The organism is Arenibacter certesii DSM 19833 (genome assembly GCF_000429545.1).
In the GTDB taxonomy this organism is placed as follows: domain Bacteria; phylum Bacteroidota; class Bacteroidia; order Flavobacteriales; family Flavobacteriaceae; genus Arenibacter; species Arenibacter certesii.
Window position 1 is genome coordinate 12,732 of the sequence record NZ_AUCB01000015.1, and the last position, 15,722, is coordinate 28,453.

The 15,722-nt window shown below is 38.9% G+C and carries 11 protein-coding genes; all 11 read right to left on the bottom strand.

The genetic code is table 11. The features are described 5' to 3' along the window. The 11 genes from proC to G466_RS0109260 all read right to left on the bottom strand — a co-directional run bounded on the left by proC (position 1) and on the right by G466_RS0109260 (position 15,520). Positions 1 to 804: a pyrroline-5-carboxylate reductase gene (proC, locus tag G466_RS23850; RefSeq protein WP_026813397.1), complete on the bottom strand. Its 804-nt coding sequence runs from the start codon at positions 802 to 804 to the stop codon at positions 1 to 3. 468 nt (positions 805 to 1,272) lie between these two features. Next, a complete protein-coding gene (locus G466_RS0109215) occupies positions 1,273 to 2,583 on the bottom strand; it encodes a TRAP transporter large permease (RefSeq protein ID WP_026813398.1) in 1,311 nt (436 codons plus the stop codon). After that, complete coding sequence (locus G466_RS0109220) at positions 2,573 to 3,061, bottom strand: TRAP transporter small permease (RefSeq protein WP_026813399.1); 489 nt, start codon at positions 3,059 to 3,061, stop codon at positions 2,573 to 2,575. The genes G466_RS0109215 and G466_RS0109220 overlap by 11 nt, the downstream gene beginning before the upstream one ends. Then, complete coding sequence (locus G466_RS0109225; protein WP_034235164.1) at positions 3,061 to 4,056, bottom strand: TRAP transporter substrate-binding protein; 996 nt, start codon at positions 4,054 to 4,056, stop codon at positions 3,061 to 3,063. Before G466_RS0109225 ends, G466_RS0109220 begins: the two co-directional genes overlap by 1 nt. 146 nt (positions 4,057 to 4,202) lie before the next feature. Beyond that, entirely contained in the window at positions 4,203 to 5,411 is a 1,209-nt protein-coding gene (gene uxuA / locus G466_RS0109230) for a mannonate dehydratase (RefSeq protein ID WP_051315590.1), read from the bottom strand. 3 nt (positions 5,412 to 5,414) lie between these two features. Beyond that, complete coding sequence (locus G466_RS0109235; protein WP_026813402.1) at positions 5,415 to 6,233, bottom strand: SDR family oxidoreductase; 819 nt, start codon at positions 6,231 to 6,233, stop codon at positions 5,415 to 5,417. Positions 6,234 to 6,319: 86 nt separating this feature from the next. Further along, positions 6,320 to 7,630: a putative oxidoreductase C-terminal domain-containing protein gene (locus G466_RS0109240; RefSeq protein ID WP_229797195.1), complete on the bottom strand. Its 1,311-nt coding sequence runs from the start codon at positions 7,628 to 7,630 to the stop codon at positions 6,320 to 6,322. Positions 7,631 to 7,857: 227 nt separating this feature from the next. Beyond that, positions 7,858 to 9,234, bottom strand: a complete 1,377-nt coding sequence (locus G466_RS0109245; RefSeq protein ID WP_026813404.1) for a Gfo/Idh/MocA family protein — start codon at positions 9,232 to 9,234, stop codon at positions 7,858 to 7,860. 6 nt (positions 9,235 to 9,240) lie between these two features. Continuing rightward, positions 9,241 to 10,482: a DUF6807 domain-containing protein gene (locus G466_RS0109250; RefSeq protein WP_026813405.1), complete on the bottom strand. Its 1,242-nt coding sequence runs from the start codon at positions 10,480 to 10,482 to the stop codon at positions 9,241 to 9,243. Positions 10,483 to 10,524: 42 nt separating this feature from the next. Next, entirely contained in the window at positions 10,525 to 12,375 is a 1,851-nt protein-coding gene (locus G466_RS0109255; protein WP_026813406.1) for a RagB/SusD family nutrient uptake outer membrane protein, read from the bottom strand. Between the two features lie 16 nt (positions 12,376 to 12,391). Beyond that, positions 12,392 to 15,520, bottom strand: a complete 3,129-nt coding sequence (locus G466_RS0109260; RefSeq protein WP_026813407.1) for a SusC/RagA family TonB-linked outer membrane protein — start codon at positions 15,518 to 15,520, stop codon at positions 12,392 to 12,394. Positions 15,521 to 15,722 lie beyond the last annotated feature (202 nt).

Below are 15,722 nucleotides of genomic sequence, written 5' to 3' on the forward strand. Positions count from 1 at the left end.
TTACTTTTCTTTACCTAGCTCAACTGCTCTGTTAAATGCAGAATATGCTGCTTCCTTTATAAGTTCCTTTACATTATTATCTTCCATAGAGTCCAAAGCTGCCCTTGTTGTGCCCCCTTTAGAAGCTACTCTATCCATCCACGAATTAGGAGAAAGATCGGACTGGTTAAACAAATCTACCGCCCCTTCAAAGGTCTTGCTTACTAAAACCTTGCTATCATTAGCGGTAAAGCCCATTTTTAAGGCTGCCTCCATCATACTTTGCATAAAGTAAAACACATATGCAGGACCACTACCGGATATTCCAGTAGAGGCATCAATAAACTTTTCGGTACTCACAAAAATGGATTTCCCTGTTGTATCCAATAAACTTTCAATGGTCAACAGCTCTATTCTAGACACTTCCGTAGACGCTGTGTACGAAGTTACCCCCTTGCCTATCTGTGCTGGCAAGTTAGGCATTGCCCTAACAATCTTCTGAATCCCCAAAGCCTCCTGCATAGTTCCTATGGTAACACCTGCCATAATGGAGATTATTATTTGATCCTCACTTAAAAAGGTTTTAATTTTCTTAAAAAGACCTTCGCAATGGTATGGTTTTACAGCAATGAAGATTAAATCTGCCTTAGGAAGGGCCTCCTCCAAATTGTCGTAAACATCAAAATGTGAAATCTTTTTTAAGGAGGTGGTCTTTTCAGAGGAATTGTCGAAGATCATTAACTTCTTCTTTAAAAGATTTGATTTCGACATAGACTCTGCATAGGTTAATCCCATGTTACCCGCTCCAATTACTAATACTCTCATGTAAAATTTTTAGTTAATACTTAATTTACACTACCATAATGCGCAAAAACAATGCGAAACCCCCTATTAAACAATAGAGTTTATCTGTTGCTAATAAATTATCATAGTAAAAGCTTATAGTCATCGTGCATCAACCACTATAGCTAAGATAAGGAGTTTGGATATATATAAAAGATTTGGTCAGATACCCTTCTAATGCCATTTTTCACCTGACAAAATGCGATAAAGGCGGAAAGCACTTATCATCAAATCACAATTTGGCACACACCTCTTGTTTTGACTTTTGATATATGAGATTTAAGTGTTACAAATTAGGCATACCAATGTATTCCTATTCCATTTTAAGAAGCTAAAACTATTACTCGTTGGGTATCGATTGGATTTAATCACCCATAAGTAAGTTTAACCTTATCCTTCTCTCAAAAAATATTTTATTGTTAATCGATTAGGGTATGGGCTGATAGCAGCCTATTCTATCAATCCAAATGCTCTTGGCAACCATAGGGATAACTCCGGAAAATAGGTGAGTAGCATTAAAACACCTGCCATCGCCCCCAACAGGGGCAATAATGGCTTTATTACTTTGGTCACCGGTACTTTGGCCACTCCACTACCAACAAATAGTAAAGTTCCTACAGGTGGAGTACATACCCCAATACAAAGATTTAGCACTATAACCATTCCAAATTGCACTGGATGCATCCCTAATGCCATTACCACAGGCAGAAAAATTGGAGTGAAAATAAGTACCGCTGGAGTCATATCCATAAAGGTGCCTACTACCAATAAGGTTATATTGATAAAAAGCAGAACCAATAACGGATTTTTCACAGATTCTAATAAGAATCCCGTTAAGGATTGGGGAATAGATTCAAATGAAAACAACCAGGACATAGCCATGGAAGTAGCTATTAGAAACATAACTATAGCTGTGGTCTTGGCACTTCGCAATATAACTGGCCTAAAATCGGAAAACTTTAACTCTCTATTTACAAAACCAAGTAATATAGCATATACTACCGCAATGGCGGCTGCTTCTGTAGCCGTGAAAATTCCCGCTACAATACCGCCCACCACAATAACCAAAAGGGTTAAACTTAATAGGGCATGCTTAAAATCTTGGAACAGCTTTTTAAAACTGACTCGTTTCTCTTTTGGTAATCCTTTTCTTAAGGCATAAACATAGACAACACCCATGATAGCCAACCCTACCAAAATACCAGGAATATAACCAGCAATAAATAGAGCTGCTACTGAAGCGGTCCCGCCACTGGCCAATGCAAAAATGATTAAAACATTGCTAGGCGGAATCAATAGTCCGGTAGTAGAGGAACTAATATTAACGGCAGCACTAAACTCCCTTGGGTAACCGTCTTTTTCCATTTTATCTGTTAACGTACTTCCTATAGCAGAGGCAGCAGCAATGGCAGATCCCGAAATTGCTCCAAATAACATGGCAGAAATAATATTTACATAGGCTAAACCTCCAGGCAAACTTCCTATTAAGGATTTAGCAAATTCAATTAACCGATTCGCAATCCCTCCCCTATTCATAATTTCCCCCGCCAAAATAAAAAACGGAATAGCCAAAAGAGAAAAATTATCTATACCTATTGTCATTCTTTGACTCACCGTAGTAGTCGCCGGCAGATAGGAAATATTAACCAATAAGGTTATGGTTGTAGAAATTCCAATGGCATAGGCCACAGGCACCCCATAGGCCAATAGTCCCAGAAAACTAACGAACAATACAAAAATACTTATAGTTTCAATGCTCATTGCTATTGGGGTTAAAGGTTATTTTGATATGATATATGGAAAAGAATATAATGATGAGACCACAAAGAGGCACTATAGCGTAGACATAGCCTAAAGGCACTAACAAAGCTGGTGACAACTGCCCTAATTTTAGGGTGATATACACCAAATTCCCACCGCCGATAACCATAACCACCAAGGCGAATATGGCCATTATGACTTGAATAACCCTATGTCTTTTAAACTGCTTTTTGGGAGGGAGTTTGGCCAGTAGAAAATCCATGGAAAGATGCCCTTCTTTTTGGCCGTTTATATAAGCAGCACCCAAAACCGTTAACCAGATTAGGGAAAAACGTGCAAATTCTTCCGTGAAAGAACTAGATTGTCCTACCACATACCTAGAAACTACCTGCCATACCACATCTAATACCAACAAACTAAATATAAGTACAAGCATTCCTTCAATGATCTTATTTAATGTATTATATATGGTTTGCATTAGTAGTCGTTAATTTGATCGATTATTTTTTTCATAGTTGGGTCTTTCAATAACGCTTCCATGATCGGTTTGGTTTTAGCTATAAACGGACTTTTATCCGGGTTATAGATTTTTACATTGGCCTTTTTCAAGACTTCCATATTTTCTTTAACCGTTTCGCTCCAAAATACCTTTTGTTTTGCAACGCTCTCATCAGCAGCGGCCTGGAGCCATTCTTTTTCTTCTTCATTTAAAGTGTCCCAAAACTTTGTACCAACTACCACAACATCAGGAGTCATGGTATGCTCATCTACGGTATAAAACTTACAAATCTCATAGTGGTTAGAGGTTACAAAAGAAGGTACATTATTCTCAGCTCCATCCACTACCCGTTGCTGTAACGCTGTGTATAGTTCCCCGTAAGCCATAGGCGTGGCAGACCCTCCTAGATCATTCACCATGTTTACGGCCATTTGATCGTTCATTACCCTAATCTTTTTACCTTTTAAATCTTCCGGTGTCTTTATAAACCCATCCAAGGTGTAAAAACTCCTAGCGCCAGCATCATAGAAACAAAGTCCCCGTAGCAGGTACTCACTACCGCCCTCTAAAATTTTCTTGCCTACCTCCCCTTCCAAAACACCAAACATATGTTTAGAATCCCTAAACAAATAAGGAATTCCCAACACCTTATATTCTGGTGCAAAACTAGACATGGAGGCAGCACTTACCTTGGTCATAGCAACACTTCCTATTTGTAAAAGCTCTAACATCTCCCTTTCCGATCCCAATTGGCCATCTGGAAAGATTTTAATCTGTAATTTTCCTCCAGACTTCTCGTTAAGTATCTCTTGCATGGATAGAATTCCCTTATGTACAGGATGCGTAATAGGTAAGGAATGCGCAAATAACAATGTTTTATGTGAGGTATTCTCGGAACAAGACATAATAAAAAGGCAAACTACAGCCCCTATTAATCCACACAATTTAAGTTTTACGATTTTAAATTCCCACATATTTTTTATATTACGTTGCTAAAGATAACATCCTTAGCCTTTTAATTCTATAAAAACACTAAAACCCTTTTTTTAGAAGAGCTAGCCCCTTTAAAAAACTGATAATATTTTCCTCCCCTTCAATTACAGTTTTATTTGAAATTTAATTACACCTCACCATCTGTCAACAACACCTCTCTAAGTCCCATTTCCAAACCATATAGCTGCGCCATTCCGATTCCACGACCTACAAGGGAGTACCCAGGATAAAAATCATCCATTCTTTTTTTATCATCCAATAATACGTGGCCGTGATCTGGTCTAACTGGTATGGCCACTTCACCAATTCCGCTTAGGTACCTTCTTTGCTGCTCTTTAATAAGTGCCCTCATAATCTTCCCCATAGGTATAGAACCATCCAAATGGGCTGCTTCATAAAATTGACCACCTGCTTCACGGGTGACGTTTCTTAGATGTAAAAAGTGAATTTTTGGTCCAAAATCCTCAATAATTTTCAACAAATCGTTAGAATCGGTTGCCCCTAAAGAACCAGAACAAAAAGTTAGTCCGTTACTGGGCGATGAAACACAATTCAAAATAAATTTTAAGTCTTCATAGGTAGAAGCGATTCTTGGAATCCCAAAAACAGAGAACGGAGGATCATCTGGATGTAACGCCATTTTTATGCCCAATTTTTCTGCCTCTGGGATTATAGCTTTTAAAAAATAAGCCAAATTATCCTTTAATTCATTTTTATTTATTCCACTTACCTCTTCCAAAGTAGACTTAAATAAAGAGATTGGAATTGCTTTTTTAGAGCCGGGCATTCCGGCTAAAATAGAATTTTTTAGCAAGGACAATTCCTGAGTTTCTAAACCGTTAAAATAGACCTCAGCGGCATTACATACTTCCTCACTGTACATCTCTTTGGCATTTTCACGTTTTAAGATAAATAGATCAAAGGCCGCAATAGCAATGGGATCGTACAATAAGCTTATAGCCCCATTGGGAAGCTTATAACTTAAATTAGTACGTGTCCAATCTATAAGTTGCATAAAATTATAGCAGACAATCTTAATTTCTTGAGCAGCTAAATGCTCAAGAGTTTCTATATAGTTCTGAATGTATTTATCTCTTTCCGGCAACCCAAATTTAATGGCCTTATGAATATTTACACTTTCTACCACCGCCCATTTCAGTCCATGGGACGCTATCTCGCTTTTAATGGCTTGGATTGTTTCGATAGGCCAAACTTCCCCCACTGGAATATTATGGCAGGCGGTTACCACTCCTTCGGCTCCAAGTTCTCGGATATCTTGCAAAGACACCCCAAAATCAGGACCGAACCATCGCAATGTTTTTTTCAGATATTCCATAGATTACACCCCGGAGAAGGAACTAAAACCACCATCAATATCATATACGGTACCCGTAACAAAGGAAGAAGCATCACTAAGTAGATAATGGACCATTCCATTAAGTTCCGAGGCATCTCCAAAGCGACCCATAGGTGTATTGCCAATTATTTTATTGCCCCTATCTGTGAAGGAACCGTCCTCGTTAGTTAAGAGGCGTCTATTTTGATTTCCAATAAAAAATCCTGGAGCGATAGCATTTACTCGGATCTTATCACTAAACTTAGAAGAAAGCTCGTTCGCCATCCATTTGGTAAATATATCTACACCTGCTTTGGCCAATGAATATCCTAGTACCCTGGAGATTGTCTGTTTGGCAGCCATGGAAGATATGTTTATAATGGATCCATGACCTTGGTCGGCCATGATCTTACTGAGCACTATTGTAGGCATAACCGTTCCCATAAGGTTAATATCGACTACTTTTTGTGTATCCCCAATTTCTATATCGTAGATAGTTTGATCAGGTTTTAAAGTGGCTCCTGGTATATTACCACCTGCAAGATTTATTAACCCGTCTAATTTCCCAAACTGGGATAGAATCTTATCCCGCAAATCGGTCAATTCTTTTTCGCTCATCACATCAACAACAAAATAATGGGCATTATCGGAACCTTGACTATTCAATTCCTTACATTTTTCTTCCAATTTATCTTGGGACCGACCTAATAATATCACTTTTGCCCCATTCTCTACCAAGTAGGTAGAAATGGATCCTCCTAAAGTTCCCGTTCCTCCGGATAACGCATAAATCTTATCTTTTATATTAAATAAATGACTCATTGAATGTTGTTTTAGTTTGCTATTCCATATCTAAATGGAAAATAATTTTTTCTTAAAGTTAATTCCTATTCTAGAGCTATAGACACCTATTTATCCTTTGCCATTTTATACCCTTCTATAGTGGTGTAATATTTTGCCAACATATTAGGTACTTCCCATTTTGGCAGCTGATCTTCTTTTAAATAGCGCAAATAATTTTGGGTCACCTGGGCGAAATGAGCCTCATGCCCAATTTTAAATTTTTGAGGAATGTTGATCCTCCAATACCCATCGCTTATTTTTTCCGATGTAGTTCCTGGATATAAAACTGCAATATTCCCCTGTAAAGCTGCTGTAATGTCTGACTCAATATCTCCTTTTTCTTTTTGTTTGATATATAATGTTGGCTTATAATCTTCTTCTTCTCCCTGCTTTATTATAAGATCACTCTTTGTTCCTCTCATGATACTATAATGCGTATCCCCGGTACCTTCGGGAGCCTGGTAATTCCATATCACTGAAACTTTGGCATATTTCCCTTTAATCTTATAAATCATCTCCCCATTGCAATACACCTTCAACTTATCTCCCGCGATATCCTTTTTAAGGTAATCGGGAAATGAATCCAAACCTGTAACCTTACTAAACTCTTCCAATGACAGATCTGTAGCCCATCGTTTAGCACTGATCATTTCAATATCCGACTGGTTTATTATCTGTTCAGGAAAAAGCTCCCATTGCACCAGATCTACCAAATGGGTAGTTACGTCCACAATTCCCTCCCCCTCCTCATTAACATCAAAAAACCAGGCAGGCCTTACCAAAGGCTCTCCTGATACATATTTAAAAAAGTGATGCACACTTTCCTTGCTAATAGCGGGCTCCTCACTACTCCCTTCCTTTATCTCTCCAAACACATTAGGCACGGCAGACAATAGACGTTGCATATCTGTAGTTACCTCAAAGCGTTCAGTCATGATATCATAGATCAATACTCCTTTTTCTTCTGCTATTTTAAAAGCTTCCTCCAATTTTTGAAATCCCTCCGGATTTATAACTAAGGGTTTATCGGCATATACATTTATACCCGCTTTTACTGCTTCAAGGATATAGTCTATTTTTTGGGAATTTTTTCCTGCTACTATCATTACATTCCCCGGTCTTTTGGCAATCATCTGTTCCAAATAGTCCTTCCCAAAAGAAGTTGCTACCTTCCAATGTGTAGGTGACTCAACTCTTGAATTATAAGATTCAATTTTATTTAGAAAGTCTTTTACCTCTGGCCCTTCAGGTGCAAAAACATAAATGGTAGAATCTACTTCCGGATACATGGTCTTTTGAACCAACGCTGCATGAAAATGCCCTGGATCTAAGGTCATTAAGGTTATTTGCGCATCCTCCTTCTGATTGTTTTTCATTTTTTTTGAACTTTCGGAACACGAGATACATAAAGAAAGTAAAAGTATGGTGGTTATTTTATTCATTATCATCCACTTATTAACGACTCTAATTTAACATTTTATTGATTAATAGCCTTCTAAATCAATGGGCTCTACTATCTTTCATTTTACTTAACCCACTAACAGTTATTCTATTGACCGTCTATCACAGAACGATCAATCGATTCTAAAATAGTTTAAAGTCCCTAAACCTTAACATAATTGGTACCATAAGGTGCTCTTTGCTCTCTTTGCAGTAACGCATTGGCTTCATCATCATTGATAAACATTTCTTTTTCATTGTCCCATTCCAGTTTTCTATCAAATTGCATGGCGATGTCACTGATTAAACAGATTACGCAGGCTTTATGTCCTTTTTCAACTGGTGAAATTGGAGCTTTTCTAGACTTGATACAATCCAGCCAATTCCCGTGTTGGTCGTCTATTTTATATAAATGAGTTTCGTTCGCGCCAATCACCGATTCTAAAATCTTTGGATCGGATGCGTTTAAAGCCTTACTGCTCTTTTCTTTATCCACAGGGTCTGATGCGGAGGCCTGATATGATCCACGAGATACAAATATCCAACCATCTTCACCAATATATTTTATCCCATTAGGATATCCACCACTGGTATAGACCGTAATATCATTGTCGTATTGATGTTTTACAAAAAAATCGCCGTGAACATTCCAGAGACCCGATTTTGGAAATTCTGCCAAGGCCTCTACAGAAATAGGACCGGAAAGTTCCGTATTCATTCCCCATGCTGCTGAATCGTAATGGTGTTGTCCCCAACCAGTAATCATCCCTGCTCCATAGCTTCTAAGTCTAAGCCATCCAGGGCGACCATAACCCTGTTGTGGGTGCACGCCGATCTCTGTATAAGGCACTTCTGGCGTTGACCCCAACCACATGTCAAAATTTAAATTGTTAGGAACTGGCATTGCAGCGGCTTCTGGTCCTGAAGGGTCTCCAGGGAGTCCAACTTTCACAGTATGCAATTTCCCAATCCTACCATTCCTAACCAATTCTGCAGCAATCCTAAATTGCGGCATTGCCCTTTGTTGGGTCCCCACTTGAAGAATAGCTCCTGTTTTCTGTATTACTTCTCGTAGCTGCTGTCCCTCTCTAACCGTTAGAGATGTAGGTTTTTGTAGGTAGATATCCTTCCCTGCCAAAGCGGCCTCCATTGCGGGTTGGGAATGCCAATGATCAGGAGTACTTATCACTACGGCATCTATGTCCTTGTTAAGGAGCATTTCACGATAATCATCATAAACCTTGGTATTCACATAGTTGTCTTTCCCTGTTTTCTCTTTGTAGAATTTATCTACCAACACTTTGGCATCGGCAGCTCTATTGGCATCTACATCACACACCCCTACAAAACGAGTCTGATCATAACGGATGGTATCACGGATATCATGGTCCCGTGCTATTCTTCCACAACCAATCTGCCCTATATTTATCATGTTACTCGGAGCATTTTTCCCGAATACACTAGCCGGCACAATTGTTGGGAAGGCTATTGCAGCAGCAGTACCCAACGATGTTTTTTTAATAAAATTTCTTCTTTGCATCTGTATTTATAATTTAGTTTTAGTTAGTTTAATTTGTGGCGGATTCGCAAAGGATTGCCAATACCCTTCTGCTTCTTCTTTGGTCAGTTTCCCTTCAAAGACCACCATTCTATATTTTAACTGATATTCTTTATTGGGTTCTATCTGCCATTCTTCATGACGAATAGGAGAAAACTCAAAAAACATATCACCTCTACCCCCGTTACCATCAATAGGCCAAACCCGCATTGGTTCTGGGTGCGCCTTATTTTCCGGATAGCTTAAAAATAAAATACCATTGGTTCCGTTGCCATCAGCAGTTTCCCCGGATACCATACACCAACGTGCATTGGTCCCGTCCGCTGTAAGTCGGTCATTGCCCTCTGAAGTAAGTACGGTGCAATTGTCCTTATGCCAACGTTCCGTAAAACGCATCCCTAATCCACCACCATAACGATAAGCTTCAAATAGAATCCCGGATTGCAGAGGCGTATTAAAAGTTGTAGTATAATCTACCATATATCGATCAGGCCTACCTAAATCCCACACCTTAACCTGCAGATCCTCGTTCAAGGCAATGCGTTTATCATCTTCGGTAGCTTTTAAGTTAATGTGCTCTTGATGCGCATTGAAGCCACCGTAAACTGCTCCTGAAAAAGCATTATTAAATTCTTTAAAATGCACGGTCCCTTGACCATCCCCTAAATTCCAAAAATCTACCTGCTCCCCCTCTATCTGTGTGCGCGTCCAGGGCCCCCATATACCATAATGGTGGTAATGGTCTTCTGGTTGAATTCTAGTAAGGGTATCCCCGGATGGGGAAAGCAAAGGGTGAATATATCCTGATTTTCCAAAGAGGGAATCTATTCCTTTTGGAGCATAGGTCATTCCGTATCTATAGGTAAGCACTGGCACGGATTCTTTTTCTAATTTAAGATCTCCATTACTTTGGCTCATGGTTATTCCCGAAAGGTCCCCGTTCCTAGCCTCGCCTTTTTCAAGTTTATAGTTCCCCGTGTTTTCTGGTGAATGTACAAACCACAATTTATTCTGACTTGAATCAATCTGAACAGGAATTTTCATTTTCTCATAGGATAGCATCAGTTCTCCGGGGTTATCCAAATTAACATTGTCAAAATTTTCCAATTCCACTTCTATAGGCAAGGCTTGGACTATCCTATCATTATCGGCTACTGTAAAAAGGTATCCTCCGTTATCATTACAGGATAGGGCAATAATCATAAAACAACCAAGGAAGATATATTTCATTTGTTTAGGTTTGTGTGATCGAATTTAAGAAAAAGCCGTTAATTATTGTTGCTCCGGAATAGTTGTCAGCGGCGGAATATTATTTTCCGCTCCTGGATATCCTATATTTTGGTTTATTATTCCTTGGGTATTAGCATTGATTGCGGAGGCGGGAATAGGCCAAAGTACGTGATATGGACTCATTGTATACTCATCACCGTGAATTGTTTTCACTCCTTTATTATAAAAATCTGTAACCTCCATAATTCTATCATACCAAAAATTACTGGTGGAGAAATTATCCAAAGTATAGGTTTTACCATTATATGCTGTTTTTCCTGTTTTCGCAAAAATGTAAGCAATACGCGTCAGTTCTGTTTTCCTTCCCTCTTCGTAATACAATTCCCGAGCACGCTCATCCAAAATATAGGAAATGTTTACATCTGCAGCAGTAATCTCATCGGCCTCTGCTCTTCTTCTCACCACATTAATATCTTCTGCAGCAGCCCCTAAATTACCTTTCCAGAAGTACGCCTCAGCCCGCAGCAAATACGTCTCAGCTATCCGGTAAACGTACCAATCACCATGACCTCCCTGCGGTTTAACATTAAGAGGGTCTGGAACAAAAAACTTATAATGCGGAAAGCCATACCAATTTCTGATTGTATCTGAACAAAGTGCGGTGCCATCGGGCAAATACAACTCTAAATTCTTTCCATAATATGAATTTCCGGAGCTTTGCAAACTAGGGGCATTGTAAACCAAATCTTCCATATCGTACCAGTTACCCACCTTATGACGTTGATCGTTATTTGAATTTTTCCAAATGGCCTTGGTACTATAATGTGTACCTCTATTTCTACCAATTCCCCGGCCTATTGTAGTAACTTGATCTATATGAATTCCTGGAGTATCAGACATGCCATTCTGACCGTCTGGGGTATTGATAAAACGCCACCATAAAGGCACTGCTTGCCTTTGAATACTTGTGCCGCCATTATAGTCGCCATTGTCCTCATAGCCTAACCTATCTACCACAATCAATATTCCCTCTGTATTCCCCGGGATACTTTTGTTCTCTACTCGGTGCAAATCCCAAGTAACATCTTTCTCCGGCTTAGCGGCGTCAATACCAAATCTATTAGTGACAAGAGAATGTGTACCTCCATTTATTATTTGTGTGGATGAGGCTATAGCCGCGTCAAAGTCGCCCAAAGCAAGATTAACTTTGGTTAATAGATGCAATACCGCATCCTTATTGACATCCCCGTTATTGGCTACTGCATTTACCATGGGAACTGCCATATTTAAATCTTCTTGCATTTTTCTTAAAATAGTTTCCCTGCTGGTGGATACAAAATTTAATCGAGGGGTTGTAATCTCCTCCAGTATCAGCGGGATATCTCCAAATTGTTGTGTTAACCTATAATACCTATATGCCCTGTGAAAAATGGCACGCCCTAAAATATCATTTTTCTGGGCATCACTTTCAAATTCAGCATCATCCAATCTTCCAATTATAGTATTTGCATATTTAATGCCTTTATAGAATTCCTCCCAAAACCAACCAATTCTATTTGCGTCCGCACTATTGAGTCTGGCATCGGGCAAAATCAATAAATTTAAGTCCTGGGCAGGACCTGATTTATCAGTTGTACCTTCTACAGCGACTTCAGAAAAGATATTCTCCGTAATCATAGGTGCACCATCTCCGTAGAATTCGGCTCTTAAGTTTCTCATGGCCTGAGACAAAAGACTGTTTAATCCCTCTGGTGTATTCAGGGCATTACTCGGTGTAAAAAAAGATTGCGGTTCTGCATCCAAAAATTCTTCCTCACAACCAATAAAGGTCATGGAAACAATAATGGCAAAGCCCATGAAGACTTTTCGAAAGTTATATATTATATTTCTCATCGCTAAAATTTTATTATTAAAGACTTAAATCTATTCCGAATGTGAAAAACCTCGGCGTAGGTAAACTTGGATCGGTTGACCCATTGGAATTTCTTCCATCTATATTGGTAGGCTCTGGATCATAAAAGTCCCAATGTGGTGCATAAACCGCAATATTCCTAGCATTTGCATAAACCCGTAAGCTCTGCAGGGACAACTTTTCTAGAATTGGTTTTGGAAATCTATACGCCACAGTAATATTACTTAACCTAATAAAAGAAGCATCTCTCCAAATAGCAAAATTGGAACCACCATCGCTTGAAAACAATCTGGCATAATCGTTTATTGGATTATCAGGTGTCCAGTAAGGAGTTTGAACAGAATTAGTCCTATCTATAAACCCATTTCTGTTTTTAGCTTCATTAAAAACTCTTTTTTGACCCCAATTGGAATATACCTCAAAGGAAAAATCAATATTCTTTAGCAGCGTAAATTTATTGGACATTGCCCAACTGAATCGCGGTGACCTATGCCCTTGGAAAACGTTATCATCCACGGTAAAATCCCCACTATTATCTACGTCTCTTATTTTCCAGTCACCTGGGAAAACACCATACTCTGCAGCTTGCGCAGCTTCATTGATTTGCCAAATTCCAATTGCTTCCTGTCCCCAAATAACGTCGGAGGCTTGTCCTATAAAACGCTGATTTGTAATATCATCCAACTCCTTCCCATCTTCACCAATATCGCCATATAGTTTCCTTATTTTATTTCTGTTCAATGAGAAATTAAAACTGGTGTTCCATACAAAATTTTCCCTATTGTAATTTTGGGTCGTTAATGTAAATTCTAGACCTTTATTTTCTATTTCCCCAAGATTTGTTACTACATTATTAAAACCAATAATATTTGGCAATTGTCTCGTAACAATTAAATCGTTGGTGATATTTTGATACGCTTCAATAGAACCTTCAAAAACGCCGTTAGCCAAACTAAAGTCCAATCCAAGATTGGTCGCTTTTGTTCGCTCCCATCTCAACTCCGTGTTTTCTTGGGTCTGATTATCAAATGTTGGGACAGTAATAACATTTCCTCCAGCGTCAACATTTAAATATTTGTCAGCACCAAGTCGCGATAAAGCGGTAAACCTACCAATATCCCTATTTCCATTTTCTCCATAAGACAATCTAAATTTTAAGAAATCCACAAATTCGGAATTAAAGAAAGATTCATTGGAAATGGTCCAAGCTGCAGCTACCGAAGGGAAATATGCTCTTTTATTATTGGCGCCAAAAGCAGAGTAACCATCCCTACGAGTGGTTAAAGTTAAGAGATAGCGGGAATCATAATTATAATTTAACCTTGTCATTATGGCATCACCTGTACTTGTTACATCTTCACTGTCCACTGTTTGCACAGTGCCAAGCTCCAATGCACTATACCCCAGTGCATCGCTAGGCTCAAAGGTATTTGCCTTAGCACGGGTAAAGTAACTCTGGTACTTCTCGCCATATACTAGTAACATTACATTAAAAGAATGCTTATCTATCGACTTTTCCCAACGTAGAATGTTATCTAATTGCCATTCATTTATTTTGGTCGTTTGCCTTTCAGCCGAACCTACTACATTTGCGGGACTGGAGGCAGAAGCGTGGTTGTAATATTCTTGAAACTCCAAACGATTGGTGTATCCTATTTCATAAGAAAACCCCAAAGGCAACTCTAATTTTGCATAAACTCTGGAATTAAAGGTATGATCTAAGTCTATCCGATCGTTAAATTTTTGGCCTAAAAATGCGTTAACAGCACCCGCACCATTATCATCCTGTGGACTTAAGCGGATATTGCCCTTATCATCAAATTCTGAACCCCATGGTGAAGACCTTTCAATTTGAATACGGTCTGCTGCAATGAAACCTTCATCGCGTTTCGCAAACTGGGTATTCATTCCAACGGTTAACCAATCTGTAATTTTGGCATCTAAGTTTAATCGCGATCGTAAAGCCTCAAATTTTTCCCCATTAACAATACCTTCATTAGAGGTTCGCCCAATAGACCAATAGTAGTTTAACCCTCCGTTCCGCCCAGAGATACTAGTATTTATATCATTACGAAAACCAGTCTGCATTATCCTGTCGTACCAGTTAATACTTTTCCCCTCTAAATAATTCTGTATTTCCACATCTTGAAATCCAATTCTATTCAGCCAGGCCCTAGTGGGATCACCCGCAGAACCGTCATAGGCTAACCACTGATCCAAGGTTACACCAGATGGCAAATTGTTAGGATTATTATATCTTCCTGGATTATCTATCGTATTCTGGGGATTTATACTTTTAAAAACCTCAGTTCTCCAACTTGCATATCCCTGAGCATCATAAGGTCTTTCCTTATAGGCATCCGTTGCCAACCCCACACTCGTATTTATGTTAATGGTTGGTTTATCACTAGTACCTCTTTTTGTGGTTACCAAAATTACCCCACTAGCTCCCCTTGCTCCATAAACCGCCGCAGAACTTGCATCTTTCATTACGTCAAGCTTATCAATATCCGATGGCGCTATATCGGATAAATCTCCATTATAAATCATCCCGTCCACTACAATTAATGGACTGGAACCGGCAGAAAGGCTGTTGTTACCACGTATCCTAATCTGACTTGTACCTTTTGGAGAGGAAGACAACCCTATACTCAGTCCAGCTACATTACCGCGCAACACATCAGTTACAGAGTTAGTGGACTGATCGGAGAGTGTAGCCGCATCCACCTGTGAAATGGCGCCAGTAAGATCCTTCTTTCTTACTGCACCATATCCCACTAAAACAACCTCATCCAAGGTAGATGCGGTAGAATGCATAATAACCTTAATCTCAGATTTGCCATTTATTGGTATTTCTTGGGTTTCGAAGCCTATATAACTAATAGTTAAAGTGGCATTTCTATTTGCCACCTCAAAGCTAAAATTACCATCAAAATCAGCTACTACACCATTGGAAGTGTTATTTTCAATAATTGATGCTCCTGAAAGAGGCACACCAGATTCATCCACTACAGAACCTGAAACCATAAAACCATCTTGCCCTAAAACGGACATTGAAAATAGTGTACACAGCAGTGTCGTAATAATTAGGGGCCTGCACCTAACTTTTTTTAATAAATTTCTCATATATAAATGTTTAAAGTTGGTTGGTTATTGATATGTAGTTAGTCCATGATGGGTCAAATCATACTTGCATACTAAACAAATCTAATTAATCGCACCCTAATACGCAACCGATTGCTCACAATAACTTATATAATTTAACCAATAAATCAATTATTACTAATAAAAATGGCGATGTATTCGCATATTACAATATATTTTCCTT

Bases quoted from the DNA above. Each gene is read 5' to 3' on its own strand.
- G466_RS0109240 (WP_229797195.1), bottom strand. From the start codon at position 7,630: ATGAAAAACAATCAGAAGGAGGATGCGCAAATAACCTTAATGACCTTA.
- G466_RS0109245 (WP_026813404.1), bottom strand. From the start codon at position 9,234: ATGCAAAGAAGAAATTTTATTAAAAAAACATCGTTGGGTACTGCTGCT.
- proC (WP_026813397.1), bottom strand. From the start codon at position 804: ATGAGAGTATTAGTAATTGGAGCGGGTAACATGGGATTAACCTATGCA.
- G466_RS0109225 (WP_034235164.1), bottom strand. From the start codon at position 4,056: ATGTGGGAATTTAAAATCGTAAAACTTAAATTGTGTGGATTAATAGGG.
- G466_RS0109250 (WP_026813405.1), bottom strand. From the start codon at position 10,482: ATGAAATATATCTTCCTTGGTTGTTTTATGATTATTGCCCTATCCTGT.
- G466_RS0109235 (WP_026813402.1), bottom strand. From the start codon at position 6,233: ATGAGTCATTTATTTAATATAAAAGATAAGATTTATGCGTTATCCGGA.
- G466_RS0109260 (WP_026813407.1), bottom strand. From the start codon at position 15,520: ATGAGAAATTTATTAAAAAAAGTTAGGTGCAGGCCCCTAATTATTACG.
- G466_RS0109255 (WP_026813406.1), bottom strand. From the start codon at position 12,375: ATGAGAAATATAATATATAACTTTCGAAAAGTCTTCATGGGCTTTGCC.
- uxuA (WP_051315590.1), bottom strand. From the start codon at position 5,411: ATGGAATATCTGAAAAAAACATTGCGATGGTTCGGTCCTGATTTTGGG.
- G466_RS0109215 (WP_026813398.1), bottom strand. From the start codon at position 2,583: ATGAGCATTGAAACTATAAGTATTTTTGTATTGTTCGTTAGTTTTCTG.
- G466_RS0109220 (WP_026813399.1), bottom strand. From the start codon at position 3,061: ATGCAAACCATATATAATACATTAAATAAGATCATTGAAGGAATGCTT.